At 69.3% G+C, this 24,289-nt stretch carries 23 protein-coding genes; 11 read left to right on the top strand and 12 right to left on the bottom strand.

What is annotated here, in order from left to right:
• The first annotated feature begins 60 nt into the window (after positions 1–60).
• Complete coding sequence (locus NM203_RS10705) at positions 61–630, top strand: TetR/AcrR family transcriptional regulator (protein ID WP_255059863.1); 570 nt, start codon at positions 61–63, stop codon at positions 628–630.
• Between the two features lie 3 nt (positions 631–633).
• Here the strand turns inward: NM203_RS10705 and NM203_RS10710 are convergent, their stop codons facing one another.
• Genes NM203_RS10710 through nadA form a run of 4 tightly spaced genes read right to left on the bottom strand, consistent with a single transcriptional unit; the run spans position 634 to position 4,681 of the window.
• A complete protein-coding gene (locus NM203_RS10710) occupies positions 634–1,143 on the bottom strand; it encodes a hypothetical protein (RefSeq protein ID WP_255059864.1) in 510 nt (169 codons plus the stop codon).
• Positions 1,144–1,161: 18 nt separating this feature from the next.
• The gene (gene nadC, locus NM203_RS10715; protein ID WP_255059865.1) at positions 1,162–2,019 is read right to left on the bottom strand and encodes a carboxylating nicotinate-nucleotide diphosphorylase; all 858 of its coding nucleotides are present in this window, start codon (positions 2,017–2,019) and stop codon (positions 1,162–1,164) included.
• Positions 2,019–3,593 (bottom strand): L-aspartate oxidase, encoded by a 1,575-nt coding sequence (locus NM203_RS10720; RefSeq protein ID WP_255059866.1) that lies wholly within the window; start codon positions 3,591–3,593, stop codon positions 2,019–2,021. Before NM203_RS10720 ends, nadC begins: the two co-directional genes overlap by 1 nt.
• 38 nt (positions 3,594–3,631) lie before the next feature.
• Positions 3,632–4,681, bottom strand: coding sequence for a quinolinate synthase NadA (gene nadA / locus NM203_RS10725; RefSeq protein ID WP_255059867.1), 1,050 nt, complete (start codon positions 4,679–4,681; stop codon positions 3,632–3,634).
• A gap of 47 nt (positions 4,682–4,728) precedes the next feature.
• On the opposite strand from nadA, the gene NM203_RS10730 reads away from it, so the two are divergent.
• Together NM203_RS10730 and NM203_RS10735 are read left to right on the top strand one after the other, a co-directional pair.
• The gene (locus NM203_RS10730; protein WP_255059868.1) at positions 4,729–5,421 is read left to right on the top strand and encodes an NUDIX hydrolase; all 693 of its coding nucleotides are present in this window, start codon (positions 4,729–4,731) and stop codon (positions 5,419–5,421) included.
• Between the two features lie 59 nt (positions 5,422–5,480).
• Complete coding sequence (locus NM203_RS10735; protein WP_255059869.1) at positions 5,481–6,833, top strand: lipase family protein; 1,353 nt, start codon at positions 5,481–5,483, stop codon at positions 6,831–6,833.
• Here NM203_RS10735 and NM203_RS10740 read toward each other — a convergent pair.
• From NM203_RS10740 to bioB, 3 genes are read right to left on the bottom strand one after another with little or no spacing between them, the layout of a single operon-like run.
• The gene (locus NM203_RS10740; protein ID WP_255059870.1) at positions 6,769–7,452 is read right to left on the bottom strand and encodes a DUF2567 domain-containing protein; all 684 of its coding nucleotides are present in this window, start codon (positions 7,450–7,452) and stop codon (positions 6,769–6,771) included. The genes NM203_RS10735 and NM203_RS10740 overlap by 65 nt on opposite strands.
• The gene (gene bsaP / locus NM203_RS10745) at positions 7,439–7,639 is read right to left on the bottom strand and encodes a biotin synthase auxiliary protein BsaP (RefSeq protein WP_255059871.1); all 201 of its coding nucleotides are present in this window, start codon (positions 7,637–7,639) and stop codon (positions 7,439–7,441) included. Before bsaP ends, NM203_RS10740 begins: the two co-directional genes overlap by 14 nt.
• Before the next feature lie 2 nt (positions 7,640–7,641).
• Entirely contained in the window at positions 7,642–8,649 is a 1,008-nt protein-coding gene (gene bioB, locus NM203_RS10750) for a biotin synthase BioB (RefSeq protein ID WP_255059872.1), read from the bottom strand.
• A 49-nt stretch (positions 8,650–8,698) separates the two neighbouring features.
• Here bioB and NM203_RS10755 point away from each other — a divergent pair, with 49 nt between their 5' ends.
• Positions 8,699–9,289: a TetR family transcriptional regulator gene (locus NM203_RS10755; protein WP_255059873.1), complete on the top strand. Its 591-nt coding sequence runs from the start codon at positions 8,699–8,701 to the stop codon at positions 9,287–9,289.
• Here the strand turns inward: NM203_RS10755 and NM203_RS10760 are convergent.
• The 4 genes from NM203_RS10760 to NM203_RS10775 are packed head-to-tail and all read right to left on the bottom strand — an operon-like array spanning position 9,256 to position 12,936.
• Positions 9,256–9,792 (bottom strand): 2'-5' RNA ligase family protein, encoded by a 537-nt coding sequence (locus NM203_RS10760; RefSeq protein WP_255059874.1) that lies wholly within the window; start codon positions 9,790–9,792, stop codon positions 9,256–9,258. The genes NM203_RS10755 and NM203_RS10760 overlap by 34 nt on opposite strands.
• Before the next feature lie 2 nt (positions 9,793–9,794).
• Complete coding sequence (gene bioD / locus NM203_RS10765) at positions 9,795–10,469, bottom strand: dethiobiotin synthase (protein WP_255059875.1); 675 nt, start codon at positions 10,467–10,469, stop codon at positions 9,795–9,797.
• Positions 10,466–11,614 carry an 8-amino-7-oxononanoate synthase gene (locus tag NM203_RS10770; RefSeq protein ID WP_255060401.1) on the bottom strand — a complete coding sequence of 383 codons (1,149 nt, stop codon included), beginning with the start codon at positions 11,612–11,614 and terminating at the stop codon, positions 10,466–10,468. The genes bioD and NM203_RS10770 overlap by 4 nt, the downstream gene beginning before the upstream one ends.
• Positions 11,615–11,643: 29 nt before the next feature.
• Positions 11,644–12,936 (bottom strand): adenosylmethionine--8-amino-7-oxononanoate transaminase, encoded by a 1,293-nt coding sequence (locus NM203_RS10775; protein ID WP_255059876.1) that lies wholly within the window; start codon positions 12,934–12,936, stop codon positions 11,644–11,646.
• Positions 12,937–13,040: 104 nt separating this feature from the next.
• Here NM203_RS10775 and NM203_RS10780 point away from each other — a divergent pair, with 104 nt between their 5' ends.
• The 5 genes from NM203_RS10780 (at position 13,041) to NM203_RS10800 (ending at position 21,820) form a co-directional block, all read left to right on the top strand.
• Positions 13,041–15,173, top strand: a complete 2,133-nt coding sequence (locus NM203_RS10780; protein ID WP_255059877.1) for an acetyltransferase SucT — start codon at positions 13,041–13,043, stop codon at positions 15,171–15,173.
• 1 nt (position 15,174) lies between these two features.
• Positions 15,175–17,301 (top strand): glycogen debranching protein GlgX, encoded by a 2,127-nt coding sequence (gene glgX / locus NM203_RS10785; RefSeq protein WP_255059879.1) that lies wholly within the window; start codon positions 15,175–15,177, stop codon positions 17,299–17,301.
• A gap of 4 nt (positions 17,302–17,305) precedes the next feature.
• Positions 17,306–19,594, top strand: coding sequence for a malto-oligosyltrehalose synthase (gene treY, locus NM203_RS10790; RefSeq protein WP_255059880.1), 2,289 nt, complete (start codon positions 17,306–17,308; stop codon positions 19,592–19,594).
• On the top strand, positions 19,587–21,317 hold the full coding sequence (treZ, locus tag NM203_RS10795) for a malto-oligosyltrehalose trehalohydrolase (RefSeq protein ID WP_255059881.1): 1,731 nt from the start codon (positions 19,587–19,589) through the stop codon (positions 21,315–21,317). Before treY ends, treZ begins: the two co-directional genes overlap by 8 nt.
• Positions 21,318–21,385: 68 nt before the next feature.
• Complete coding sequence (locus NM203_RS10800) at positions 21,386–21,820, top strand: hypothetical protein (protein WP_255059883.1); 435 nt, start codon at positions 21,386–21,388, stop codon at positions 21,818–21,820.
• Here NM203_RS10800 and ilvA read toward each other — a convergent pair.
• A complete protein-coding gene (gene ilvA / locus NM203_RS10805) occupies positions 21,817–23,106 on the bottom strand; it encodes a threonine ammonia-lyase IlvA (RefSeq protein ID WP_255059884.1) in 1,290 nt (429 codons plus the stop codon). The two genes, NM203_RS10800 and ilvA, sit on opposite strands and share 4 nt — an antisense overlap.
• Before the next feature lie 154 nt (positions 23,107–23,260).
• On the opposite strand from ilvA, the gene NM203_RS10810 reads away from it, so the two are divergent.
• Positions 23,261–23,473, top strand: a complete 213-nt coding sequence (locus NM203_RS10810) for a hypothetical protein (RefSeq protein ID WP_255059885.1) — start codon at positions 23,261–23,263, stop codon at positions 23,471–23,473.
• Positions 23,474–23,548: 75 nt separating this feature from the next.
• Positions 23,549–24,289 carry a hypothetical protein gene (locus tag NM203_RS10815; RefSeq protein ID WP_255059886.1) on the top strand — a complete coding sequence of 247 codons (741 nt, stop codon included), beginning with the start codon at positions 23,549–23,551 and terminating at the stop codon, positions 24,287–24,289.

The raw sequence follows: 24,289 nt of genomic DNA on the forward strand, positions 1-24,289 counted from the left end.
CCTCCCTTCTGTAACGATCATTCAAGTATTCTTGAGCGATCGTTCCAGTATTGTCAAGACGTGCCCCGCCCCGATCGCAGTCGTGCCGCTCTCGTCGAGAGCGCGGCACGGTTGTTCCGCAGGCAGGGCTACGCGGCTACCGGCGTGAACCAGATCCTCGAGGTCGCCGACGTCAAAGCGGGCTCGCTGTACCACCACTTCCCCGAGGGCAAGGCCGCGCTGGCCGCCGCCGTCGTCGACGGCGTCGGCGCAACCATCGAGAAGCTGCTGACGACGTTCCTCGCGACGGACACCGCACCCGCGGAGATCGTCGGACGCTGGATCGACATGCTGGCCGACGGCCTGGAGACAGACCAGCGCGACGGCTGTCCCATCGAACCGATCGCCACCGAGTCGGTGCACGCCAGCGGGAGGGTCCGCGCGGCGTCGGCGCGGGCCTTCGAGAGCTGGTGCACCGCGGTCGCCGACCGTCTCGTCGCCGACGGCTGGGAGCGGGACGCCGCGACGAGCACCGCGCAGGCGGTCATCGCGTTGATCGAAGGCGCTCTGATCCTGTCGCGCACAGCGGGTGACCGCAGTGCCCTCGACGCCGCCAAGGCCGCGGCGGCCAGACTGCTGGCCGAGGACTGACGCCTACGCGCATCCCTCGACGAGCTTGGCGTTGAGGCTGTCGGCCTCCTTCAGGCGCGCCGCCTGATCGGCGTCGGTGTTCAACGCGCCCGCGGTGGAGGCGGCGCCGATGTCGAGCAGGGTGTTCGCGAATGCTCCCGCGTCGTCCGACAGCGGCTGCGGCACGGCCGGGTCGATCCTGGCGAGCAGGTACTGACCACCACCGGACAGCGCGACGCGAGCGTTGGCGGCGACCGCAAGCGCACCGGTCACGTCGGCGTCACCGCCGGGAGGCTGCAGGTTGGTGTTGAGCGACACGCCCTTGCGCACCAGGTCGATGGCGGCGCACAGCGTGGCCTTCGCCTCCGCCTGCTGTGCGTCGGTGAAGACCGGAGCGGCATCGCGCGCCGACGGCTTGAACGCCGCCCAACCCGCCAATCCGAGCGCCGCCAGCGCGATGATCAGCGCGATCACGGGCAGCGCGCCGCCCCTGGATGTTGCACTGCGGTTCGACGCGTCGTCGGTATCGGGCATGGGGTCCGATGGTAGCCGTCAGAGGTCCAGGCCCACGTCCAGCACGCGGACCGAGTGCGTGAGCGCACCCACCGCGAGGTAGTCGACACCGGTGCCCGCGTACTCGGCGGCCGACTCGAGCGACAGGCCGCCGGAGGATTCGAGTTTGGTCTCCGGGGCCCGTGCGTCGCGGCGCTGCACCGCGACCTGCGTCTGCCACACCGGGAAGTTGTCCAGCAGCACCAACTCCACGTTCTCCGCGAGGATCTCGTCCAGTTGCTCGAGCGAGTCCACCTCCACCTCGCACGGAAGATCGGGGGCCACCTCGCGGACGGCTCGCAGTGCCTGCAGCACACCACCGGCAGCGGCGACGTGGTTGTCCTTGATCAACGCGGCGTCACCGAGTCCCAGCCGATGGTTGACCCCGCCCCCGACCCGCACCGCGTACTTCTGCAGCAACCTCAAGCCGGGCAACGTCTTTCGGGTGTCGCGAACGGCGGCGCGGGTGCCCTCGACGGCGTCGACCCACTGCGCGGTCGCGGTCGCGATGCCGGACAGGTGGCACACCAGGTTGAGCATCGTCCGCTCGGCCGTGAGCAGCTCCCTGGTGCGCGCCCGCACCGTGAGCAGCGAGTCGCCGCCCTTCAGCCGCGTGCCGTCCTCGGCGCGGTCGACGACCTCGTAGCCGTCGGAGCCCAGCACCTCGTCCAGCACCAGCAGGGCGACGTCGACACCCGCGACGACGCCCGGTTCGCGACTGGCCATCCTCGCCGTGGTGACGGCGTCGGCGGGCACCGTCGCGAGCGATGTGACATCGGGCCCGTAGCGCAGATCCTCATCTAGGGCGCGGCCGATCAGCGCCCGTGCGTCGACGAGTTCCTCGGGGGTCATGGCCATCAGCAGCACACCTCCGCGGGCTGCGACACGACCGGTCGGCCCGCCTGATCCAGACCCAACATTGTGCTCACCGCGCGGGCCGAGTCGGTGTCCGGGAAGTCCGACCGGTGATGGCAGCCGCGCGTTTCCGTGCGCTCCAGCGCCGCCGCCGCAACCGCTGCCGCCGTGACGGTGAGCGCGGCGTCCTCGAAATCGGCTCGTCGCACCGGAGTCCGGTCGCTCGCGGACCCCAGGGCCTCGGCGAGTGCTCGCAGCCCGGCCCCGTCGCGCACGACGGACGCGTGCCGTGACATCGCGGCCTGCAGATCGCCGCGCGCGAGCACCGGGCGCACCCGCGGTGTGGTCATCCGAGCGCGCACACTGCCCTGGTCGTGAGCGTGCTGCGCGGCCACCCGGCCCGCTCGGCTGCCGACGACGAGGCCCTCCAGCAGGCTGTTCGAGGCGAGCCGGTTCGCGCCGTGCATACCGGTCCTGGCGACCTCGCCCGCAGCGAACAGTCCCGCCAGCGGGGTTCGGCCGTATACGTCGGTGGCGACACCGCCGCAGCTGTAGTGCGCTCCGGGAACCACCGGAATCGGTTGGCGCGTCGGATCGATGCCCGCGGCCAGGCACGCGGCGGTGACCGTCGGGAAGCGCGTCGCGAATCCGGGGATCGACCGGGCATCGAGGAACGCGCACCGATCGCCCGTCGCCGCCAGCCGGGCGTCGATCGCCGCGGCGACCACGTCGCGCGGAGCGAGGTCGCCCATCGGGTGCACGCCCGCGGTGATCGAGTCGCCCCGCGCGTCGACGAGGAAGGCGCCTTCGCCGCGCAGTGCCTCGGTGATCAGCGGCCGTCTGCCACCCGCGTGCCCGTCGTACAGCATGGTCGGGTGGAACTGGATGAACTCCAGGTCGCTGACCGGCAGTCCGGCCCACAGCGCCAGCGCCACCCCGTCACCCGTCGAACCGTCGGGGTTGGTCGTCGCCGCGAACAGGTGTCCCAGACCGCCGGTGGCCAGGATCACCGACGGCGCGTGGATGACCCCGTGGCCGTCCGCGTTGGACACCAGCACACCCGTGACCGCGCCGCCGTCGTGCAGGATCTCCAGCGCCACGTGCTCGCGCCTGACGTCCAGCGTGGCGGCCGCGTGGTCGAGCGCTCGCTGCACCTCGGCACCGGTCGCGTCTCCGCCGGCGTGGATGATCCGGCGCCGGGTGTGCCCACCCTCGCGGGTCATGGCCCACCGACCGGGCGCGGCTTCGTCGAATCGCGCGCCGTCGTCTACGAGTTCGGCCACCGCCGCGTATCCGGCCGACACGATCGACGTGACCGCGTCCGGATCGCAGAGACCTCCACCGGCGGCCAGTGTGTCGGCGACGTGCGCCTCGATGGAGTCGTCGGTCTCGGGGACCACGACCGCGATTCCGCCCTGCGCGTAGAACGTCGCCGTTTCACCGGCCTTGCTCAGAACGACAACACGACGGCCGGCACGATGCGCGGCCAGGGCAGCGGCCAGACCGGCGACGCCGGTGCCGATCACCACGACGTCGGCGCGCTGCTGCCACGCGCCTCCGCCACACGCTGGGCCCATCCCCCTTGTCGCTGCGCTCCTGCCCCCCTGCACGGTGCTCACTCCCCGCCGCCGGGTTGCCCGATCTCGATCATGCGCTGCACGCTCAACCGTCCAGCCGCTGCGACGTCCACGTCGACGTGCACCTCGTCAGCGCCCTCGACCAGGCAGCGCAGCAGTGCCGCGGGGGTGATCATCTTCATGTACTTGCACGACGCCCTGTCGTTGACCGCGAGGAACTCGACATCCGGTGCCGCGCGGCGCAACTGGTGCAGCATGCCGACCTCGGTCGCGACCAGCACCTGCTTGGCGTCGGTTGCGCGCGCGGCGTCCATCATGCCGCCGGTGGACAGGATCTTGACGCGATCGTCGGGCACCGCTCCCTCGCCGGCGAGGTAGAGCGCCGACGTGGCGCACCCGCACTCGGGGTGGACGAAGAGATCGGCGTCCGGGTGTGCGCGGGCCTGGGCGGCCAGTTCGTCGCCGTTGATCCCGGCGTGCACGTGGCATTCGCCCGCCCAGATGTGCAGGTTCTCGCGACCGGTGACGCGGCGGACGTGTGCTCCGAGGAACTGGTCCGGGCAGAACAGCACCGTGCGGTCCTCGGGTATCGACGCCACCACCTCGACGGCGTTCGAGGACGTGCAGCAGATGTCGGTGAGCGCCTTGACCGCGGCCGTGGTGTTGACGTACGAGACCACGACGGCATCGGGGAACTCGTCTTTCCAGGCCCGCAACTCGTCGGCCGTGATCGAGTCGGCCAGCGAGCACCCGGCCCGCTGGTCGGGAATCAGCACGGTCTTGGCCGGGCTGAGGATCTTCGCCGTCTCGGCCATGAAGTGCACGCCGCAGAACACGATGGTGTCCTCGGCGGCCTCGGCCGCGATTCGCGACAGCGCCAGGGAGTCACCGACGTGATCGGCCACGTCCTGGATCGCGGGCAGCTGGTAGTTGTGCGCGAGCAACGTCGCGTTGCGCAGTGTGGCGAGCCTGCGAATTTCAGCGGCCCACTCCTCGTCGGCGACCACGCCGCCGTATCCGCCGGGTCCGTCGGTGATACGCGCAGCGAGGATGCTGCTCGACTCCGCAGTGCGGTCCAACACCGTCATGGCCGACTCCTTTGATCGGGCTAGGTTTTCGACTTATGATCGAAAACATGCCACATCGTAGCACTGAGCACGAAGTGCTCGCCGTCGTGTTTCAGGTTCGGCAGCTCACCACCCGAAACCCGCAGCTGAGCGTGCTGCTGTGGGAGCGGGCGATGGAACCGCAGCGCGGTGCCTGGTCGCTCCCCGGCGGCCGGCTCCGGCACGACGAGGACATGACGAGTTCAGTTCGGCGTCAACTCGCCGAGAAGGTGGACCTGCGCGAAGTGACCCATCTCGAACAACTCGCGGTGTTCTCCGAGCCCGACCGCGTACCGGGCGCGCGCGTGATCGCCTCGACGTTCCTGGGCCTGGTGCCGTCGGACGCCACGCCCGCCCTGCCGGACGACACCCGCTGGCATCCGGTCGACGCGCTACCGCCGATGGCCTTCGACCACCGCCCCATGGTGACGCACGCGCACACCCGGCTCATCGCCAAGCTCTCGTATACGAATATCGGATTCGCCCTCACGCCAAAGGAATTCGCGTTGTCGACCCTGCGCGACATCTACAGCGCCGCGATCGCGCACCCGGTCGACGCGACCAACCTGCAACGGGTGCTCGCCCGGCGCGGCGTCATCACGCCCACCGGAACGACGGCGCGATCCGGCCGCAGCGGCGGCCGACCCGCGGCCCTGTACCGCTTCACCGAGAGCTCCTACCGCGTCACCGACGAGTTCGCCGCACTGAGACCCCCGAATTGAGGGGCCGCCCACGGCATGGCGAGTTGGTTTTTAAGGGATCGGTAAGACAGGATGACCGGATGGATGTTGGCAACGCGGCCTGGTCGACGGGCGCCGAGTGGATCGGCCACGCCCCCCACCAGGACTTCCAACCCGGATCCCGTCCGGCTCTCCCCAACGCCGACCCGTTCTACCAGCCCCCTGCCGGCTACGAGCACGCACGCCCCGGCACCGTGCTGCAGTCACGCGACGTCGAGCTGGCGTTCCTCGGTCTGATCCCGCAGAAGCTCGTCGCCACCCAGCTGCTGTACCGCACCACCGATCTGCACGGCCGCCCTCAAGCGACGGTGACCACGGTGATCGCGCCGACGGAGCGGACCAGCGAGACCCCGTGCCCGGTCGTGTCCTACCAGTGCGCCATCGACGCGGTCGCCGCGCGCTGCTTCCCCTCCTACGCACTCCGACGAGGCGCCAGAGCGGTCGGCGCGCTGGCCCAGTTCGAGTTCCTGCTCGTCGCCGCCGCGCTCGCCGAGGGCTGGGCGGTATCGGTGCCCGACCACGAGGGTCTCGGCGGAATCTGGGGTGCCCCCTACGAGCCCGGGTACCACGTACTCGACGGACTGCGCGCCGCGCTGAACCACACGCCGCTGAACCTCTCCGCCGAAGCGCCGGTCGGACTGTGGGGTTACTCGGGGGGCGGACTCGCGACGGCGTGGGCCGCGGAGATGCACACCGAGTACGCGCCGGACCTCAACCTCGTCGGCGCCGTCCTCGGCTCGCCGGTCGGCGATCTCGGTCACACCTTCAGGCGCCTGAACGGCACCCTCTTCTCCGGCCTGCCCGCGATGGTCGTCGCCGCGCTGTCGCACGTCTACCCGGACCTCGACCGGATCATCTCCGAGCACGCCACCGACGAGGGCAAGGCGATGCTCAAGAGCGTCGAGGACATGACGACGGCCGAGGCCGTCATCCGGATGATCCGCAAGGACATGGACGATCTCGTCGACTGGCCGCTCGACCGGATCCTCGACACCCCCGAGGTGCGACACGTCTTCGACAGCATCAAGCTCGGCACCAGGGCGCCCAGCATCCCGGTGCTGATCGTGCAGGCCGTGCACGACGAGCTGATCTCCGTCGAGGTGATCGACGAGCTCGCCGACGCGTACAGCGCCGGGGGCACCGACGTGACCTACCACCGCGACGCACTCTGCGAGCACCTGCTGCTGCATCCGCTGTCGGCACCGATGACGCTGCGCTGGCTGCGCGAACGATTCGCCGACCAGCCCGTGTCCGCTCACCGCGCGCGGACCAAGTGGCCGACGATGCTGAACCCGTCGACCTACCGGGGGATGCTGCGCCTCGGGCTGATCAGCGCGAAGGTTCTGACGGGCCGCCGGGTGGGACGGCGTCCGTTGTCGGCGCTGGACCGGTAACCGGGACGACGTAACGGATCTCGGACACGGACGGCCACGCTCCGAGATCGTCGCGGGTCGTCGACAGCGCACCGATCGCATACGCCAGTGCGGCGATGCCCGCGGGCAGGACGATCGTCGCGGCGATCTGCCACGGCGAGTGCCCGAAGAAGACGCCCGGCGCCTCCGTGACGTAGTGCACCCGGTTCTCGGGCGTCACCGGCGCGCTCGCCACGTCGACGGTGTCGAAGCGGAGACTCGCCAGCCCGGCGCCCACTCCGGTCGCCGCGCCCGCGGCCAGCAGCAGTCCGATGGACAGCGCGCCGACCATCTCCGGGCCGCGGTGCTCGCGCCACCTCCACACGGCGGTCGCCGACGTCAGCGCCAGGATCGCGAGCAGACCCACCATCAGCGTCGCGGCCAGGAACAGATGGTCTGCGTCCTCACCGACGTAGCCCCGCACCCGATCCCCGTCGCGCGTCAACGCGACCACGACCTGAACCCCCGGCACCAGCCACGCCCACAGCGCACCCACCAGGACACCGCCGACGGCGAGCACCGCGACGACCCGAATCAGCGCGCTACGCCGGGAAACCCGTGGCGGCGCAACGGGTTTCGCCTGTTCACTATCGAAAGTCATCGAGGTCCTTCGAGTCCACCACACCGTGTCGCGAGCACTTCGCCGACCAGCCGTCCGGTCGGACCTGCACGATCATCCGCCTGCCGCACTCGCCGCAGAACCGCGGGGGCTCCAGACCCAGCTCCGCCGCCGCCGGGACGGTTCCGCCCGCTGCTTCGCCGGTGTAGACGTTGAACTTCGCGACCATCGCTAGATGCTGGCGTTCAGGGCCTTGATCGGCATCTGGAGGTCGTTGAGCAACTCCAGGTCGGACTCGGCCGGACGCCCGAGCGTGGTCAGGTAGTTGCCCACGATGACGGCGTTGATGCCGCCGAGGATGCCCTGCTTGGCGCCGAGGTCTCCGAGCGTGATCTCACGGCCGCCCGCGAACCGCAGCATCGTGCGCGGCATGGCGAGCCGGAAAGCGGCGACGGCCTTGAGCGCCTCCGACGCGGGGAGCACCTCGAGGTCGCCGAACGGCGTGCCCGGTCGCGGATTCAGGAAGTTCAGCGGCACCTCGTGCGGGTTGAGCTCGGCCAGATTCGCGGCGAACTCAGCGCGCTGCTCGAGCGTCTCGCCCATGCCGAGAATGCCGCCGCAGCAGACCTCCATGCCGGCCTCGCGAACCATTTCCAGTGTGCCCCAACGTTCTTCCCACGTGTGGGTGGTGACCACGTTGGGGAAGAACGAGCGGGCGGTCTCGAGGTTGTGGTTGTAGCGGTGCACACCCATCTCGGAGAGCCGGTCGACCTGCTCCTGGGTGAGCATGCCCAGTGAGCAGGCGATCTGGATGTCGACCTCGTTGCGAATCGCCTCGATACCCGCCGCGACCTGCGCCAGCAGCCGCTCGTCGGGCCCGCGGACGGCCGCGACGATGCAGAACTCGGTGGCACCGGACTTGGCGGTCTGCTTGGCGGCCTCGACCAGGCTCGGGACGTCCAACCACGCGCTACGGACCGGCGATGCGAAAAGCCCCGACTGCGAGCAGAAGTGGCAGTCCTCGGGGCAACCGCCCGTCTTCAGGCTGATGATGCCCTCGACCTCGACCTCGGGACCGCACCAGCGCATCCGCACCTCGTGCGCGAGCGCCAGCAGTTCCTCGAGCTTGTCGTCGGGCAGCTGCAGCACCTGCAGCACCTGGTCCTGGGTCAGGCCCTCACCGCGCTCCAGCACCTGCTCCCGAGCCAGTCCCAACACATCCGTGGCCGCCTGCGTCACCCGCATACCTCCCTGCAACACCAACTTGAACGGTGTTTAGGGTACAGGGGTGCAACTTCGCCGACGCGATGTGGTCGACAAGGCCGCCCGGCTACTCGACGACTACGGGATCGCCGACCTCACCATGCGCAGGCTGGCCCGCGAGCTCGGCGTCAGCCCCGGTGCCCTCTACTGGCACTTCGCCGACAAGCAGGAACTTCTCGGCGCGGTGGCGGACAGGATCCTCGAGCCCGCAGTCGACGGGCAGAGCGATGCCGAGTGGCAGGGTCGCATTCACGCCATCTGCCGCACCCTGCGCAACGCGCTGCTGTCGACGACCGACGGTGCGGAACTCGTCTCCGCCACCCTGGCGACGGGTAAGTCGACCGCGTTGGCCACGGTGCTGAGCCGGCTCACCGATGCCGCGGCCGCGGCGGGCGTCGACGCCGACCACGCCGGCCTGGTGGCGCGCACGATCATCCACTACGTCCTCGGCTTCACCGCCGACGAGCAGTCGCGCATCCAGTGGGACGCCGCGGGTGCCCTGCCCGAGGAGCAGTCGATCCTCAACGAGGACCCGACCGCCAGATTCGCCTTCGGCCTCGACCTACTGGTCACCGGGGTCGCTCACGTGCCGGGAGCGCGACGCGTCAGCAGGTGATCCTCCTTCGCGTCGCCGTCCCACCGGCGTAGCCCGTCGCACGTCCCATCGATGCTCTGCGCGGCGATGACGTCGAGCGCCGCGGCCAGCCGCTCCGCGGGTAGTCGTCGGCACAGGGTGACGTGCGGAGTCCACTGGCCCGGCAGCGTGTGCGGGAACACCTCGGAAGGAGCCAGCGGCGCAAGCACTTCCACGACACGGCGCTGGAAATCGAGCAGCTCGGCCGACGGCACCACCGACCGCACCAGGGTCACGGAGCCGCGACCGAACACCACGGGAGCGCCGAGCAGGCACCGGAGCGGCAGTCGCTCGGCCAGCCCGGCCAGCGCCCCGTCCGCGCCCGCGGCGATCCGCCCGGCGGCGACGAGGGTCACGTGCGGCCGGTTCGTCGGCGACCGGTGGTTAGCGAGGCTGGGCAACCCGGCATCCACGAGAGCCGCCCACTCACCTCGCACCAGGGCGTCGGTATCGGGGTCCAGGAGCAACTCGACGGAATGGGCCATGCCTACAGTGTGCGCACCCAGTCGCCGTCGAACGCCGCAGCGCTCATCGCCTCGAACTCCGCGAACTCCAATCGGCCCGCACCCGCGGGGAGCACCGCGCGCAGCGGCGCCAGCCTGGCGAGCTCGTCGCGGTTGTCCGACTCGGCGACGCCGGGGCTCGCAGGCCATGCGCCGACGACGAGTCCTGCGCATGGAACATCCTGGGCGGCAAGGGCTTCCAGGTTCAACGCGGTGTGGTTCAGCGTGCCCAGACCGGGGCTCACGACCAGCAGCACCGCGGCACCGAGATCGGCGGCGAGGTCGCGCAGCGTCACCCCGTCCCGACCGAGAGCCACCAGCAGACCACCGGCACCCTCCACCAGAGTGAGCCGGCCCGGCCGGTCCGTCGACCGAATCAGGGCGAGCAGTTCGGCACGGGTGGGCAGCGGCAGGCCCGCGCGCCGCGCGGCGGCGACGGGAGCCAGTGGCTCGGGGTACCGCCAGCCCGGCGTCAAGGTGTCGACACCGGCGAGCCTGCCGATCTCGACCAGGTCGTCGTCCCCGTCGGCGATGCCGGTCTGCGCGGGTTTGCACACCGCCACGTCGAGACCGGCCTGCCGCGCACGAGACGCCAGAGCGGCCGTGGCGACGGTCTTTCCAACACCGGTGTCCGTGCCGGTGATGACGAGGACGGTCACGCGCGAACCGTCGACAGCACTTCCGTCAGGACGCGCCGGGCGAGGTCCAGTTCGTCGGCGTCGAGCGACGCACGTGCGGTCAATCGCAGCCGTGACGTGCCCGCGGGCACCGTCGGCGGACGGAAGCAGCCGACGCGGACGCCGCGGTCCAGGCACGCCACAGCGGCCGCGAACGCGACGTCGGGCTCGCCGAGAATCACCGAGACGACAGCGGACTGCGGGGTCTCCGCGACGCCGCACACCTCGGCGAGCGCGGCGGCGTGGTCGAGCACGGCCCGCGCGCGGTCGGGCTCGGCGACCAGCACCCGCAGGGCCGCCAACGCCGCACCCACGGCGGCCGGGGCGAGTCCGGTGTCGAAGATGAACGGCCGGGCGGCGTCGATCAGGTGCGCGCGCACCGCCTGCGGTCCGAGGACGACGCCACCCTGGCTGCCCAGCGCCTTCGACATGGTCGTCGTCATCACCACGTCGGGCGCGCCCGCGAGACCCACCTCGTGCAGCAACCCGCGGCCGCCGTCGCCGCGTACACCGAGCCCGTGCGCCTCGTCGACCAGGAGCAGCGCACCGTGCCTGCGGCACACGTCGTGCAGTGCCCGCAGCGGCGCCAACGCGCCGTCGGTGCTGAACACCGAGTCGGTGAGAACGACCGCCCTGTCCTCGGAGCGCTCCGCGAGTGCGGCCTCGACGGCGGCGACGTCGCGATGCGGAGCCACGGTGACCCTGGCACGGGACAGCCGGCAGGCGTCGACCAGCGAGGCGTGGGTGAGCGCGTCGGACACGATGAGCGAGCCGGGTCCCGACAGCGCGACGACCGCACCGAGGTTCGCCGTGTAGCCGGACGAGAACACCAGCGCGGACTCGGCGCCGACGAAGTCGGCGAGCTCGCGTTCGAATCCCTCGTGGAGTTCGGTGTTGCCGGTGACGAGGCGAGACCCGCCGGAGCCCGCGCCCCACGTCCGGAGCGCCTCGACACCGCCGTCGATGACGTCGGGGTGCTGGGACAGGCCGAGATAGTCGTTGGACGCGAGATCCAGTTCCGCGCCGACGGGCGGGCGAGTCCGCAGCGAACGGCGCAGCCCCGCGGCGCGCCGCTGCTGTTCGACGTCGTCGAGCCACGCCAGTGGGGACAGCTCTACCCGCGGCACCATGGACACCTCCCGGTCTTGAACACCGTTCAGGTTAAAGCACGCGCGACCCCGACCATCGCCGAGGTGAGGTGTTCCACCTCGGCGGGCGTGCAGATGTACGGCGGCATCGCGTAGACGAGATTGCGGAACGGCCGCAGCCAGACCCGGTGCCGCAGCGCGGTCTCGGTCGCCACCCGCATGTCGACCGGTCGGTCCATTTCGATGACCCCGATCCCGCCGAGCACCCGTACGTCGGCAACGCCGGCGAGGTCGCGGGCCGGGGCCAACCCGGCGACCAGGCCAGCTTCGAGCTCGGAAACCGCACTGCGCCAGTCGGAGTCGAGCAACAGCTCGATGGACGCCACCGACACCGCGCACGCCAACGCATTGGCCATGAACGTCGGACCGTGCATGAGCGCGCCCGGCTCCCCCGCGCTGATCCCCCGCGCCACCTCGGCCGTGCACAGCGTCGCGGCCAGCGTGAGATAGCCGCCGGTCATCGCCTTGCCGACGCACATCACGTCGGGGCTCACCCCCGCGTGGTCGGCGGCGAACATCGCCCCCGTGCGGCCGAATCCGGTCGCGATCTCGTCGAAGACGAGCAGCACGTCGTGCCGCGTGCAGGCCGCGCGGAGGTCGGCGAGATAGCGCGGATCGTGGAACCGCATCCCGCCCGCTCCCTGCACCACCGGCTCCACGATCACCGCGGCGAGCTCGTCGGCGTGCTCGGCGAGCAGACGCTCGAACGCGGCACTGTAGGCGGGGTCGTAGGCCGCGGGCACCGGCGGCGCGAACACCTGCCGGGCGAGGACGTCGGTCCAGATCGAGTGCATGCCGCCGTCGGGATCGCACACGCTCATCGGCGTGAAGGTGTCGCCGTGATAGCCGCCGCGCCACGTCATCAAGCGGTGTTTCGCCGACCGCCCGCGGCTGCGCTGGTACTGCAGCGCCATCTTCACGGCCACCTCGACCGACACCGACCCGGAGTCGCTGAAGAACACCGCGTCCAGGCCCTCGGGGGTGAGTTCGACCAGCAGTTGCGCCAGCCGCGCCGCCGGCTCGTGCGTCAGTCCGCCGAACATGACGTGGTTCATCGTGCCCAGCTGGCGGGTGATCGCCGCATCGAGTACCGGGTGGCCGTGACCGTGGATCGCGGTCCACCACGAGCTCATGGCGTCGATCACCTCGATCGGTTCGCCGTCGTCGATCACCGTGAGCCACGCACCCTTGGCCGCCACCGCCACCACGGCGGGCATTTCCTCGGCACCGATGGTGCTGTACGGGTGCCAAACGTGCGCGGCGTCGATGGCACTGATCTGGTCGGGGGTCAGCGCGGGCACCGACCCATCTTGACTCGTGCTCGTCCGCGTCGACGGTGCGCACCTCACAGCACACTCCACGAAGTGAGCCGTACGCCGCTGGTTAGGTAGATTGTCCGTCGACCATGAGTACCCTCGCCCCGACCCGACCTGTTATGGGCACGCGCAAGTCGGGCTTCTATCGGCACGACCTCGACGGCCTTCGCGGCGTTGCCATCGCCCTCGTCGCCGTGTTCCACATCTGGTTCGGGCGGGTCTCCGGCGGCGTGGACGTGTTCCTGGCGCTGTCCGGCTTCTTCTTCGGCGGACGACTGCTGCGCAACGTCCTGCTGCCGGGGGCGACGATAGCGCCCGCCACCGAGATCGTCCGGCTGGTGCGCCGACTGCTGCCGGCGCTGGTCGTCGTGCTCGCGGCGTCGGCGGTGCTGACGATCCTGGTGCAGCCCGAAACCCGTTGGGAGACATTCGCCGACCAGAGTCTCGCCAGTTTGGGCTACTACCAGAACTGGGAGCTGGCGAACACCGCGTCGAACTACCTGCGCGCGGGCGAAGCCGTCAGTCCGCTGCAGCACATCTGGTCGATGTCGGTGCAGGGCCAGTTCTACATCGCGTTCCTGATCCTGGTCTTCGGCTGGGCGTACCTGTTTCGCCGGCTCCTCGGCAGACACCTGCGGACGTCGCTGATCGTGCTGCTCAGCGCGCTGACCATCGCGTCGTTCTGGTACGCGATCATCGCCCACAATCAGGACCAGGCGATGGCGTACTACAACAGCTTCGCGCGCGGCTGGGAACTGCTGCTCGGGGCGCTCGTCGGAGCGCTGGTGCCGTTCGTCCGCTGGCCGATGTGGCTGCGCACCGTCGTGGCGTTCGTCTCACTCGCCGCGATCCTGTCCTGCGGCGCGTTCATCAACGGCGTCGAGCAGTTCCCCGGCCCGTGGGCGCTGGTGCCCGTCGGCGCCACCGTTCTGTTCATCCTCAGCGCGGCCAACCGGATGGCCGACCCCCACCTGACCTCGGGCACGCTGCCGTTGCCCAACCGCCTGCTGGCCACCAAACCCTTCGTAGCGCTCGGCGCCATGGCGTACTCGCTGTACCTGTGGCACTGGCCGCTGCTCATCTTCTGGCTCGCCTACACGGGAGAGACCAGGGCCGACTTCCTCACCGGCGCCGTGATCCTGCTGGTGTCCGGCGTGCTCGCGTGGCTCACCACGAAGTACGTCGAGGATCCGCTTCGCTACCGGACGCCCGCCGAGAAGCCCGCCGTGGTCGTCCCGCTGCGGGTGCGGTTGCGCAGGCCGACGATCGTGCTCGGTTCGATCGTGACGCTCCTCGGCGTCGCGCTCACCGCGACGTCCTTCACATGGCGTGAGCACATGACGGTGCAGCGCGCGAACGGCAAGGAACTGTCGGGCCTGTCGTCGCGCGACTACCCCGGCGCCCGCGCGCTCATCAACAACGCCAGGGTGCCCAAGCTGCCGATGCGCCCGACGGTGCTCGAAGCCAAGGACGACATCCCCATGTCGACCAACGACCACTGCATCAGCGACTTCGACGAGATCAACGTCATCAACTGCACGTACGGTGACGAGTCCGCAACCCGGACGATCGCCCTGGCGGGTGGATCGCACGCCGAACACTGGATCACCGCGCTCGACTTGCTGGGCCGCATGCACGGCTTCAAGGTCGTCACCTACCTGAAGATGGGGTGCCCGCTCACCACCGAGGAGAACCCTCTGGTGATGGGCGACAACCGGCCCTATCCGAAATGCCGCGAGTGGAACGACGAGGTGATGCCGAAGCTCATCGCGGACCACCCCGACTACGTGTTCACCACCTCCACGAGGCCGTGGAACATCAAGCCCGGTGACGTCATGCCGGGGTACTACCTCGGCATCTGGGAGGAGTTGTCGGACGCCGGAATACCGATCCTCGCCATGCGCGACACCCCGTGGATCGTTCGCGACGGCGAACCGTTCTTCCCCTCCGACTGCCTCGCCAGCGGAGGCGATGCCACGACCTGCGGCATCGACCGCTCCGAGGTACTGTCCGACCACAACCCCACACTCGATATCCTCGCGCGGTTCCCGCTGATGAAACCGCTCGACATGAGTGATGCGGTGTGCCGTGAGGACTACTGTCGGGCCGTGGAGGGAAATGTGTTGATCTATCACGATTCCCACCACTTCACGACGACGTACATGCGCACCATGACCAACGAGTTGGGACGTCAGATCGCCGTTGCCACCGGCTGGTGGTGACGTGGTCTCCGCCATCTGGCCGGGTACGGCGTATCCGCTGGGCGCCACCTACGACGGTGCGGGCACCAACTTCTCGGTGTTCTCCGAAGTCGCCGACCGCGTCGACCTCTGCCTGATCGAGAAGGACGGCACCGAGGAGCGCATCAACCTCGACGAGGTCGACGGGTACGTCTGGCACGCGTACCTGCCGACGGTCACGCCCGGACAGCGGTACGGGTTCCGGGTGCACGGCCCCTGGGATCCGGCGGCCGGACTGCGCTGCGACGCGAGCAAGCTGCTGCTGGACCCGTACGGCAAATCGTTCCACGGCGACTTCGACTTCAGTCAAGCGCTGTTCTCCTACGACCTCGACGCCGACGACCTCGCGTCGGGCGGGACTCCGCCGCAGATCGATTCGCTCGGCCACACGATGACGAGCGTCGTGATCAACCCGTTCTTCAACTGGGCCAACGACCGCGCGCCCAACACGCCCTATCACGAAACGCTGATCTACGAGGCGCACGTCAAGGGGATGACCCAGACCCATCCCGGTGTGCCGGAGGAACTGCGCGGCACCTACGCGGGTCTGGCCCACCCGGTGATCATCGAGCACCTCAAGTCGTTGAACGTCACCGCGATCGAACTGATGCCGGTGCACCAGTTCATGCACGATCATCGCCTCGAACAACTCGGGCTGCGAAACTACTGGGGCTACAACACCTTCGGCTTCTTCGCTCCACAACACCAGTACGCCGCCACGCAGCACGCCGGCGGCGCCGTCGCGGAGTTCAAGACGATGGTGCGCGCGTTCCACGCCGCAGGCATCGAAGTCATCCTGGACGTCGTCTACAACCACACCGCGGAGGGCAACCACCTCGGGCCGACGATCAACTTCCGCGGCATCGACAACGCGGCCTACTACCGGCTGATGGACGACGACAAGCGGCTCTACCGCGACTTCACCGGGACCGGCAACAGCCTCAACCCTCGCCACCCGCACACGCTGCAGCTCATCATGGACTCGCTGCGGTACTGGGTGCTGGAGATGCACGTGGACGGGTTCCGCTTCGACCTGGCGTCGACGCTGGCGCGCGAGTTCTACGAAGTGGACCGGCTGTCCGCGTTCTTCGACCTGGTGCAGCAGGATCCGGTGATCAGTCAGGTCAAACTCATCGCCGAGCCGTGGGACGTCGGCGAGGGCGGCTACCAGGTGGGGAACTTCCCCGGTTTGTGGACCGAGTGGAACGGGAAGTATCGCGACACTGTGCGTGATTACTGGCGGGGCGAGCCCGCGACACTCGGCGAATTCGCATCCCGGCTGACCGGGTCATCGGACCTCTACGAAGCGACCGGTCGGCGCCCCAGCGCCAGCATCAACTTCGTCACCGCCCACGACGGCTTCACCCTTGCGGACCTGGTGTCCTACAACGAGAAGCACAACGAGGCCAACGGCGAGGACAACCGGGACGGCGAAAGCCACAACCGGTCCTGGAACTGCGGTGTCGAGGGCCCCACGGACGATCCGGCCATCCTCGATCTGCGCGCCAAGCAGATGCGCAACATCATGGCGACGCTGCTGCTGAGCCAGGGCACGCCGATGATCAGCCACGGCGACGAGATCGGCCGCACCCAGAACGGCAACAACAACGTCTACTGCCAGGACTCCGAACTGTCGTGGATGGACTGGTCGAAGCTCGAGACCAACGCCGACCTGCTCGACTTCACCCGGCGTGTCACCAAACTCCGCGCCGAGCATCCGGTGTTCCGGCGCAGGCGGTTCTTCGAGGGCGAACCTTTGCGCACGGGCGACCAGGTCCGCGACATCGCGTGGCTCACACCGTCCGGTACCGAGATGACCGCCAAGGAGTGGAACTCGGGGTTCAAGTTCGTCGCGATGTTCCTCAACGGGCAGGCGATCCCGGCGCCGAACGCACGTGGCGAGCGCGTCGTCGACGACAGTTTCCTGCTGTACTTCAACGCGCACAGCGGTCCGGTCGACGTCGTCACCCCCGACGAGAGTTACGGCGCCGAGTGGACGTGCGCGCTCGACACCGCGGACGCCACGGGCGTCGGTGAACTCGTGCTCAAAGCCGGCGAGACCACCGCGCTGCGGGGCCGGTCGGTGCTAGTGCTGCGCAAGACGGCCTGAACCGATGCCATCCCCCGTGACACCCGTCCTGTCGACGTACCGCCTGCAGATGCGCGGTGACGCCTTCACCTTCGCCGACGCCGAGGCGCAACTGGACTACCTCGACGCGCTCGGCGTCTCGCACCTCTACCTGTCACCGATCCTCACGGCCGCAACCGGTTCCACGCACGGCTACGACGTGACCGATCCGACGACGGTGTCCGCTTCCCTCGGCGGGGCCGAGGGGCTGGCGCGGTTGTCCGCGGCGGCCAGAGCCCGCGGGATGGGGCTGATCGTGGACATCGTCCCCAACCACGTCGGGGTCGACGACCCCCGCCAGAACGCTTGGTGGTGGGACGTTCTCACGCACGGCGCCGAGTCGACCTACGCGTCGTACTTCGACATCGACTGGGACCTCGATCCCGACGGCCGGATCGTGCTGCCGGTGCTGGGCTCCGACGCCGACATCGCCGACCTGGAGGTCGACGGCGACGTGCTGAGACTGGGCGATCGGCAGTGGCCCGTCGCGCCGGGGACAGGCGACGGCTCCGGCCCGCAGGTGTACGAACGTCAGCACTACCGCTTGATCGACTGGAAGCGGAACGTGTGCGGCTATCGCCGGTTCTTCTCCATCACGTCGCTCGCCGGGCTGCGCCAGGAGGATCGCGCGGTGTTCGACGCGACCCACGTCGAGGTCAAACGGTGGTTCGACGAGGGCCTGGTCGACGGGCTGCGCATCGACCATCCCGACGGATTGACCGACCCCGCAGGTTATCTGGAGTGGTTGCGCGAGCTCACCGGGCCCGATGCGTGGATCGTGATCGAGAAGATCCTGGCGCCCGACGAGGCACTCGAGTCGACGCTGCCCGTGGCGGGCACCACCGGCTACGACGCCCTGCGCGAGGTCGGCGGGGTGTTCGTCGATCCCACCGGGCGGCAGGCCCTCACCGAACTCGTCGCCGGAGAGAGTCCGGGATTCGCGGCGGCGGCCAGAGCACTCAAGGTGCAGGCCGTCACCGAGACCCTCGGGAGCGAACTGGCCAGGGTGGTGCGCAACGTGGTCACCGCGACCGGGCAGCAGCACGGCGATCTCCCCGGCGCCATCGCCGAACTCCTCAGTCGAATCGGCGTCTATCGGTCGGATTACCGGTCGCTGGCCGCCGTGCTCCCCGTGGCATTCGCTGAAACCGCCTCGGAGACAGCCGGACTCGGCGATGCTCTGACGATCGTGGCCGCCGCTGCCGATGTCAGCGACGAGGTGACCGCACGGCTTCAGCAGCTGTGCGGGGCAGCCACCGCCAAGTCGATGGAGGACTGCCTGTTCTACCGCGATGCGCGGCTGGTGTCCCTCAACGAGGTCGGCGGCGAGCCCGAGTGGTTCGGCGTCGGGACAGCGGAGTTCCACCACCGCAGCGCGGTGCGCGCTCACCTGTGGCCGCACGCGATGACGACGCTCACCACCCACGACACCAAGCGCGGCGAGGACGTCCGCGCCCGGATCGGGGTGCTCTCGCAGGTGCCCTCGCTCTGGAGCGAATTCGTCGAAGGCTGGTTGGACGCCACCCCGCCGCCCGACACCGCGACGGCGCACTTCCTGTTGCAGAACGTCTTCGGGGTGTGGCCGATCACCGGCCACGTCATGGGCGAGCTGCGAGACCGATTGCACGCGTACGCCGAGAAGGCGATCCGGGAAGCGGCAACGCACACCTCGTGGAACGACCCGGACACCGCGTTCGAAGCCGCTCTGCACGACTGGCTCGACGCCGTCCTCGACGGGCCCGTCGCCACGCAGTTGACCTCCCTGGTGGGACGCCTCGACCCGTATGGTCGCAGTGATGCGTTGGGTCAGAAGCTGTTTCAACTGACCACACCGGGCATCCCCGACGTATACCAGGGCACCGAACTATGGGAGGACAGCCTCGTCGACCCGGACAACCGCAGACCCGTCGACTACCGACAACACCGTCAGGCGCTCGGCGCGGGCGACCACCACAAGCTGCGCGTCACCGCCGCCGCGTTGGCGCTGCGGCGCGAGCGGCCGCAGACGTTCCTCGCCGGCGGTTATCGACCCGTGCTGACGGCGGGTGCCGCCCGCGAGCACGTCGTGGCGTTCCAGCGCGGTGACGACGTCGTGTCGGTGGCCGGTCGGTGGACCGTCCGGCTGGCCGAATCCGGCTGGGGCGACACGTCGTTGACCCTGCCGCCCGGCCACTGGACCGATCGGTTGTCCGAGCGCTCGTACGTCGGCGCAGTCGCCGTCACCGAGTTGCTCGCCGACCTGCCCGTCGCGCTGCTGGTGAGATCCGATGGCTGACCGCGAATTCGCCGTGTGGGCGCCGCGCCCTCAGCGCGTGCAACTCGACGTCGCCGGTGTGCTCCACCCGATGACGAAGTCCGACGACGGCTGGTGGCGCACGGTCGCCGACGCAGCACCCGACGCGCGTTACGGTTTCGTCGTCGACGACGATCCGAAGGTGCTGCCGGACCCGCGCTCGCCGCGTCAGCCCGACGGCGTCCACGACCGTTCGCAACTGTGGGACGCCTCATCGGTGACGTGGACCGACACGGAGTGGGCCGGGCGGTCCATCGAGGGCGCGGTGATCTACGAACTCCACATCGGCACGTTCACCCCCGACGGCACCCTCGACGCCGCGATCGACAGGCTCGACTACCTCGTCGAACTCGGCGTCGACTTCGTGGAACTGATGCCCGTCAACGCCTTCGGCGGCACACACGGCTGGGGCTACGACGGCGTGCTGTGGTACGCGGTCCACGAGGCCTACGGCGGACCCGACGCCCTGGCGCGCTTCGTCGACGCCTGCCACGCTCGCGGTCTCGGCGTGCTGATCGACGCGGTGTTCAATCACCTCGGTCCGTCGGGCAACTACCTGCCGAAGTTCGGACCCTACCTGTCGTCGGGCAGCAATCCGTGGGGCGAGTCGATCAACATCGCCGATGCCGATTCCGACGAGGTGCGCGCCTACATCATCGAATGCGCGCTGCGCTGGATGCGCGACTTCCACGCCGACGGGCTGCGCCTCGACGCCGTCCACGCTCTCGTCGACACCACCGCGGTGCACATCCTGGAGGAGCTGTCAGCCGAAACCGCCTCGCTCTCCGCACGTCTCGGCCGACCGCTGTCGTTGATCGCCGAGAGCGACCGCAACGATCCCCGCCTGATCACCCCGCGCGACTTGGGCGGTCTCGGTATGACGGCGCAGTGGGACGACGACATCCACCACGCCATCCACACCGCGGTGTCCGGTGAACAGCAGGGCTACTACTCGGATTTCGGCTCGCTGCAGACGCTCGCGACGACCCTGCTGCACGGCTACTACCACGCGGGGACGTACTCGTCGTTCCGGCACCGGCGGCACGGGCGCGCGCTGGACACCGCGCTGATCCCGGCCACCCGGTTGCTGGCGTACACGCTGACCCACGACCAGGTCGGCAACCGTGCCATCGGCGATCGCCCCTCGCAGAACCTGGATTTCGGTCAACTGGCGATCAAGGCCGCGCTCGCGTTGGGCTCCCCCTACACCGCCATGCTCTTCATGGGTGAGGAGTGGGGCTCGTCTAGCCCGTTCCAGTTCTTCTCGTCGCATCCGGAACCCGAACTCGCCCGTGCGACGGCGGAAGGGCGCAAGGCGGAGTTCGCCTCGCACGGGTGGGACGCCGACGAGGTGCCCGACCCGCAGGACCCGCAGACCCTCCTGAACTCCAAGCTGGCCTGGGACGAGGTGTCCTCCGGCGAGCACCGCAGACTGCTCGACGTCTATCGGCACCTGATCGCCCTGCGCGCCGCCGAGCCCGACATGGCGGATCCGTGGCTGGACCACCTGCGCATCGAGTTCGACGAGGAGCAGCGCTGGTTCGTGATGCACCGCGGTGCCATCGCGATCGCGTGCAATCTCGGCGAGCAGCCCGTCGACGTTCCGGTCACCGGCCAGACGGTGCTCGCGTGGGGTGATCCGGTGGTCGGTGATTCGACCGTCCTGCAAGGGCATTCGTTCGCGATCCTGAAGTCTGTCAACTAGTCCATCCACAGCCGCCGTGCTGTGGATGGCGCATTGCCCGCCTGCACGTCTCGACAGACGATGCCCGCATGAGCCTGTTGCCCATCCCCCCGATCGAATCCGCCACCGACCCCGTCGCCTCCCCCGCCGACCTGCAGCAGCGCTGGCGCGCCCTCATGCAGGAACTCGGCTTCGGAGAACGACTGCTGCGCTTCACGTTCGTCGGACCCGACCGCCGGTTGGTCAAGATCCTGACCGACCTTGAGATCGGCGTCCGCCCACCCCCGGACGGGCTGGACCACCTGATGTTCGCACTGCGCCGGTTGCTCGACCACTTGGGCAGCGGACACACGGTGGCGTTCCTGCTGACCCGGCCGGGGCGCGGCGGACTGTCGAACAATGACAGGCGCTGGTGCGCGGCGGTCGTCCACGCCGCCGATCGGCACCGTATCCCCATCGAACCGATGTTCCGGGCCAACGACGAGAACCTGGTGCCGTTGACACCGCGCGCCACGGCCGCCTAGGTCAGGTAGCGGTAGGTCGGTGACCCCGGCTCGAGCAGTTCTACGTGACAGTCCGACGTCTTCATCCGCGCCAACAGACCCTCGAGGTCGGCCGCCGACCCCAGTTCGATGCCGACCAGCGCCTCACCGGTTTCCCGGTTGTTGCGCTTCACGTACTCGAAGAGAGTGACGTCGTCGTTCGGCCCCAGCACCCCGTCGAGGAACTTGCGCAGTGCGCCCGGCTCCTGGGGGAAGTCGACGAGGAAGTAGTGCTTGAGGCCGAGATGCACCAGCGAGCGTTCCAGCACCTCGCCGTAGCGCGACACGTCGTTGTTGCCGCCCGAGATGAGGCACACCACCGTGGCTCCCGGTGCGACCTCGGCTTCCATCAGGGCGGCCACCGACAGCGCGCCTGCGGGTTCGGCGATGATGCCCTCGTTCTGGTACAGGTCCAGCATCGCCGTGCACACCGCGCCCTCGTCGACCGTCGTGATCGACACCATCTCTCCCGCGGCGGACAGCGCGGCGTACGGCATCGCGCCCGCTCGCGCGACGGCGGCCCCGTCCACGAACTGGTCGACGTGCTCGAGTGTCACCGGCCCACCGGTGGCCAGCGCGGCGACCATCGCCGCGGCACCCGCGGGTTCGACGCCGAGCACGGCCGTGTTGGCGGTGCGCTCTGCCAGGTAGGTCGTGATGCCGCTGATGCAGCCCCCACCACCGACGGGGACGATCACCAGGTCGGGTTCGCCGTCCAACTGATCGAGCAGTTCGACGGCGATGGTGCCCTGGCCGGCCATGGTGCGCACGTCGTCGTACGGCGGCACCAGCGTGGATCCGGTGCGGGCCACGTCGTCGAGCGCGGCCTCGGCTGCCAGATCGTAGGTCTTGCCGCCGACGATCAGGTCGATGAACTCACCGCCGTGGTAGCGGATCCGGTCGCGCTTCTGCTTCGGCGTCTTGGCGGGAACGTAGACCCTGCCGTGCACGCCCATCGAGCGGCAGGCCAGCGCGAAGCCCTGCGCGTGATTGCCCGCCGACGAACAGACCACGCCGGCCTCGAGCTCTTCCGGGCTGAGCTGCATCAGCAGGTTGTACGCGCCGCGCAGCTTGTAGGAGCGCACGGCCTGCAGATCCTCGCGCTTGAGGTACACCCGCAGCCCCGTCATCTCGGAGAGTCGCTCGCTGAGCTGCAGCGGGGTACGCGCCACCACGCCGGAAATTCGCGTCGCCGCCTCGTCGATGTCCGCGGCGCGCAACGGCGCGGCGGAAGTCATCCGGGGGTTCTGGCTCAGCTCGGCGGACACCGGTCAATGGTGCCACTCCACGTGCCGCCCGCGAAAACGGGTTTGAGCCGACCGGAGTCGGGACGGACTATTGCGAACCGTCCGTCGGTCTCGGGGCGTACTGATCCGGCGTTTCGGTTGCCCGAACTCTCGGTTACGAGCTATCGTCAACCTCATGACGGCACCCACGCGCACCCCCGGCGAAGTGCTGATCGCGGGCGTTCCGTGGCCGGTGTACAAGCTCACGGCGATCGCCGTCGGCGTCCTGGTCCTCGCCATCGTCGGGCTGGCCACGACGAGCGCGGGCCCGGCCGTCCTCGCGGCCGCCGCCTCCAGCGCGGTCGTCTGGCTCGGCCTCAGCCTGTTCCACCGGACCTCCGACCGCTAACCCGCCCGGAGGTCCTCAGCGACCTCCCAGTCGTGTCGTCCGCCATTCCCCCGTGGTGGCCCACACACTGGGCTCATGGCCGAGACGCCCGAACCCAGAACCCCGGTCGACGACTTCGCCCGCCGCGCCGCGCGCATCGCGGGCGACGCCGAACACCACGTGCCGTCCTGGTTGAGGCCGGGCGATCCCGAAAGCCGCTGGCCGGTCCTCATCGCCATCGTCGCCGTCATCGCGCTTCAGCGGGCCATCCCCGAGCAGTACACGGTGGTGCCGCGCTGGCCGCTGATCGCGCTCGAGGTGGCGCTACTGGTGGTTCTGCTGGTGCTCAATCCCGTGCGGCTGACCCGGTCCACGGCGCTCGGCAAGTGGACCAGCCTGTCGCTCACCGCGGCGATCACCGTCGACAACACGCTGTCGGCGGCGATCCTCGACTACCGGATCCTGACCGGTCAGGTGAGCAACAGTCCCGAACTCCTGCTGGGCAGCGGTGCGGCGATCCTGGTCACGAACGTCATCGCGTTCGGGATCTGGTTCTGGGAACTCGACCGCGGCGGCCCGTTCGCCCGACGGGCCGGCGCGCAGCCGTACCCGGATTTCCTCTTCCCGCAGATGACCGACCCGCGCAACGCCAAGCCGGATTGGCGGCCGATGTTCGTCGACTACCTCTACGTCAGCTTCACGAACTCGGTGGCGTTCTCCCCGACCGACACGATGCCGCTGTCGCGGTGGGCGAAGCTCATGATGACCGTGCAGGCCATTGTGGCGACCACCACGTTGGCGCTGGTCATCGCCAGAGCGGTGAACGTCCTGGGGTGA

This window comes from Mycolicibacterium arenosum (assembly GCF_024320865.1).
In the GTDB taxonomy this organism is placed as follows: domain Bacteria; phylum Actinomycetota; class Actinomycetes; order Mycobacteriales; family Mycobacteriaceae; genus Mycobacterium; species Mycobacterium arenosum.

What these genes read in the sequence shown, in the direction of transcription:
- NM203_RS10710 (WP_255059864.1), bottom strand. Translation starts at nt 1,143, where the DNA reads ATGCCCGATACCGACGACGCGTCGAACCGCAGTGCAACATCCAGGGGC.
- nadC (WP_255059865.1), bottom strand. Translation starts at nt 2,019, where the DNA reads ATGGCCATGACCCCCGAGGAACTCGTCGACGCACGGGCGCTGATCGGC.
- NM203_RS10720 (WP_255059866.1), bottom strand. Translation starts at nt 3,593, where the DNA reads ATGGGCCCAGCGTGTGGCGGAGGCGCGTGGCAGCAGCGCGCCGACGTC.
- nadA (WP_255059867.1), bottom strand. Translation starts at nt 4,681, where the DNA reads ATGACGGTGTTGGACCGCACTGCGGAGTCGAGCAGCATCCTCGCTGCG.
- NM203_RS10730 (WP_255059868.1), top strand. Translation starts at nt 4,729, where the DNA reads ATGCCACATCGTAGCACTGAGCACGAAGTGCTCGCCGTCGTGTTTCAG.
- NM203_RS10735 (WP_255059869.1), top strand. Translation starts at nt 5,481, where the DNA reads ATGGATGTTGGCAACGCGGCCTGGTCGACGGGCGCCGAGTGGATCGGC.
- NM203_RS10740 (WP_255059870.1), bottom strand. Translation starts at nt 7,452, where the DNA reads ATGACTTTCGATAGTGAACAGGCGAAACCCGTTGCGCCGCCACGGGTT.
- bsaP (WP_255059871.1), bottom strand. Translation starts at nt 7,639, where the DNA reads ATGGTCGCGAAGTTCAACGTCTACACCGGCGAAGCAGCGGGCGGAACC.
- NM203_RS10760 (WP_255059874.1), bottom strand. Translation starts at nt 9,792, where the DNA reads ATGGCCCATTCCGTCGAGTTGCTCCTGGACCCCGATACCGACGCCCTG.
- NM203_RS10780 (WP_255059877.1), top strand. Translation starts at nt 13,041, where the DNA reads ATGAGTACCCTCGCCCCGACCCGACCTGTTATGGGCACGCGCAAGTCG.
- treY (WP_255059880.1), top strand. Translation starts at nt 17,306, where the DNA reads ATGCCATCCCCCGTGACACCCGTCCTGTCGACGTACCGCCTGCAGATG.
- treZ (WP_255059881.1), top strand. Translation starts at nt 19,587, where the DNA reads ATGGCTGACCGCGAATTCGCCGTGTGGGCGCCGCGCCCTCAGCGCGTG.
- NM203_RS10800 (WP_255059883.1), top strand. Translation starts at nt 21,386, where the DNA reads ATGAGCCTGTTGCCCATCCCCCCGATCGAATCCGCCACCGACCCCGTC.
- NM203_RS10810 (WP_255059885.1), top strand. Translation starts at nt 23,261, where the DNA reads ATGACGGCACCCACGCGCACCCCCGGCGAAGTGCTGATCGCGGGCGTT.
- NM203_RS10815 (WP_255059886.1), top strand. Translation starts at nt 23,549, where the DNA reads ATGGCCGAGACGCCCGAACCCAGAACCCCGGTCGACGACTTCGCCCGC.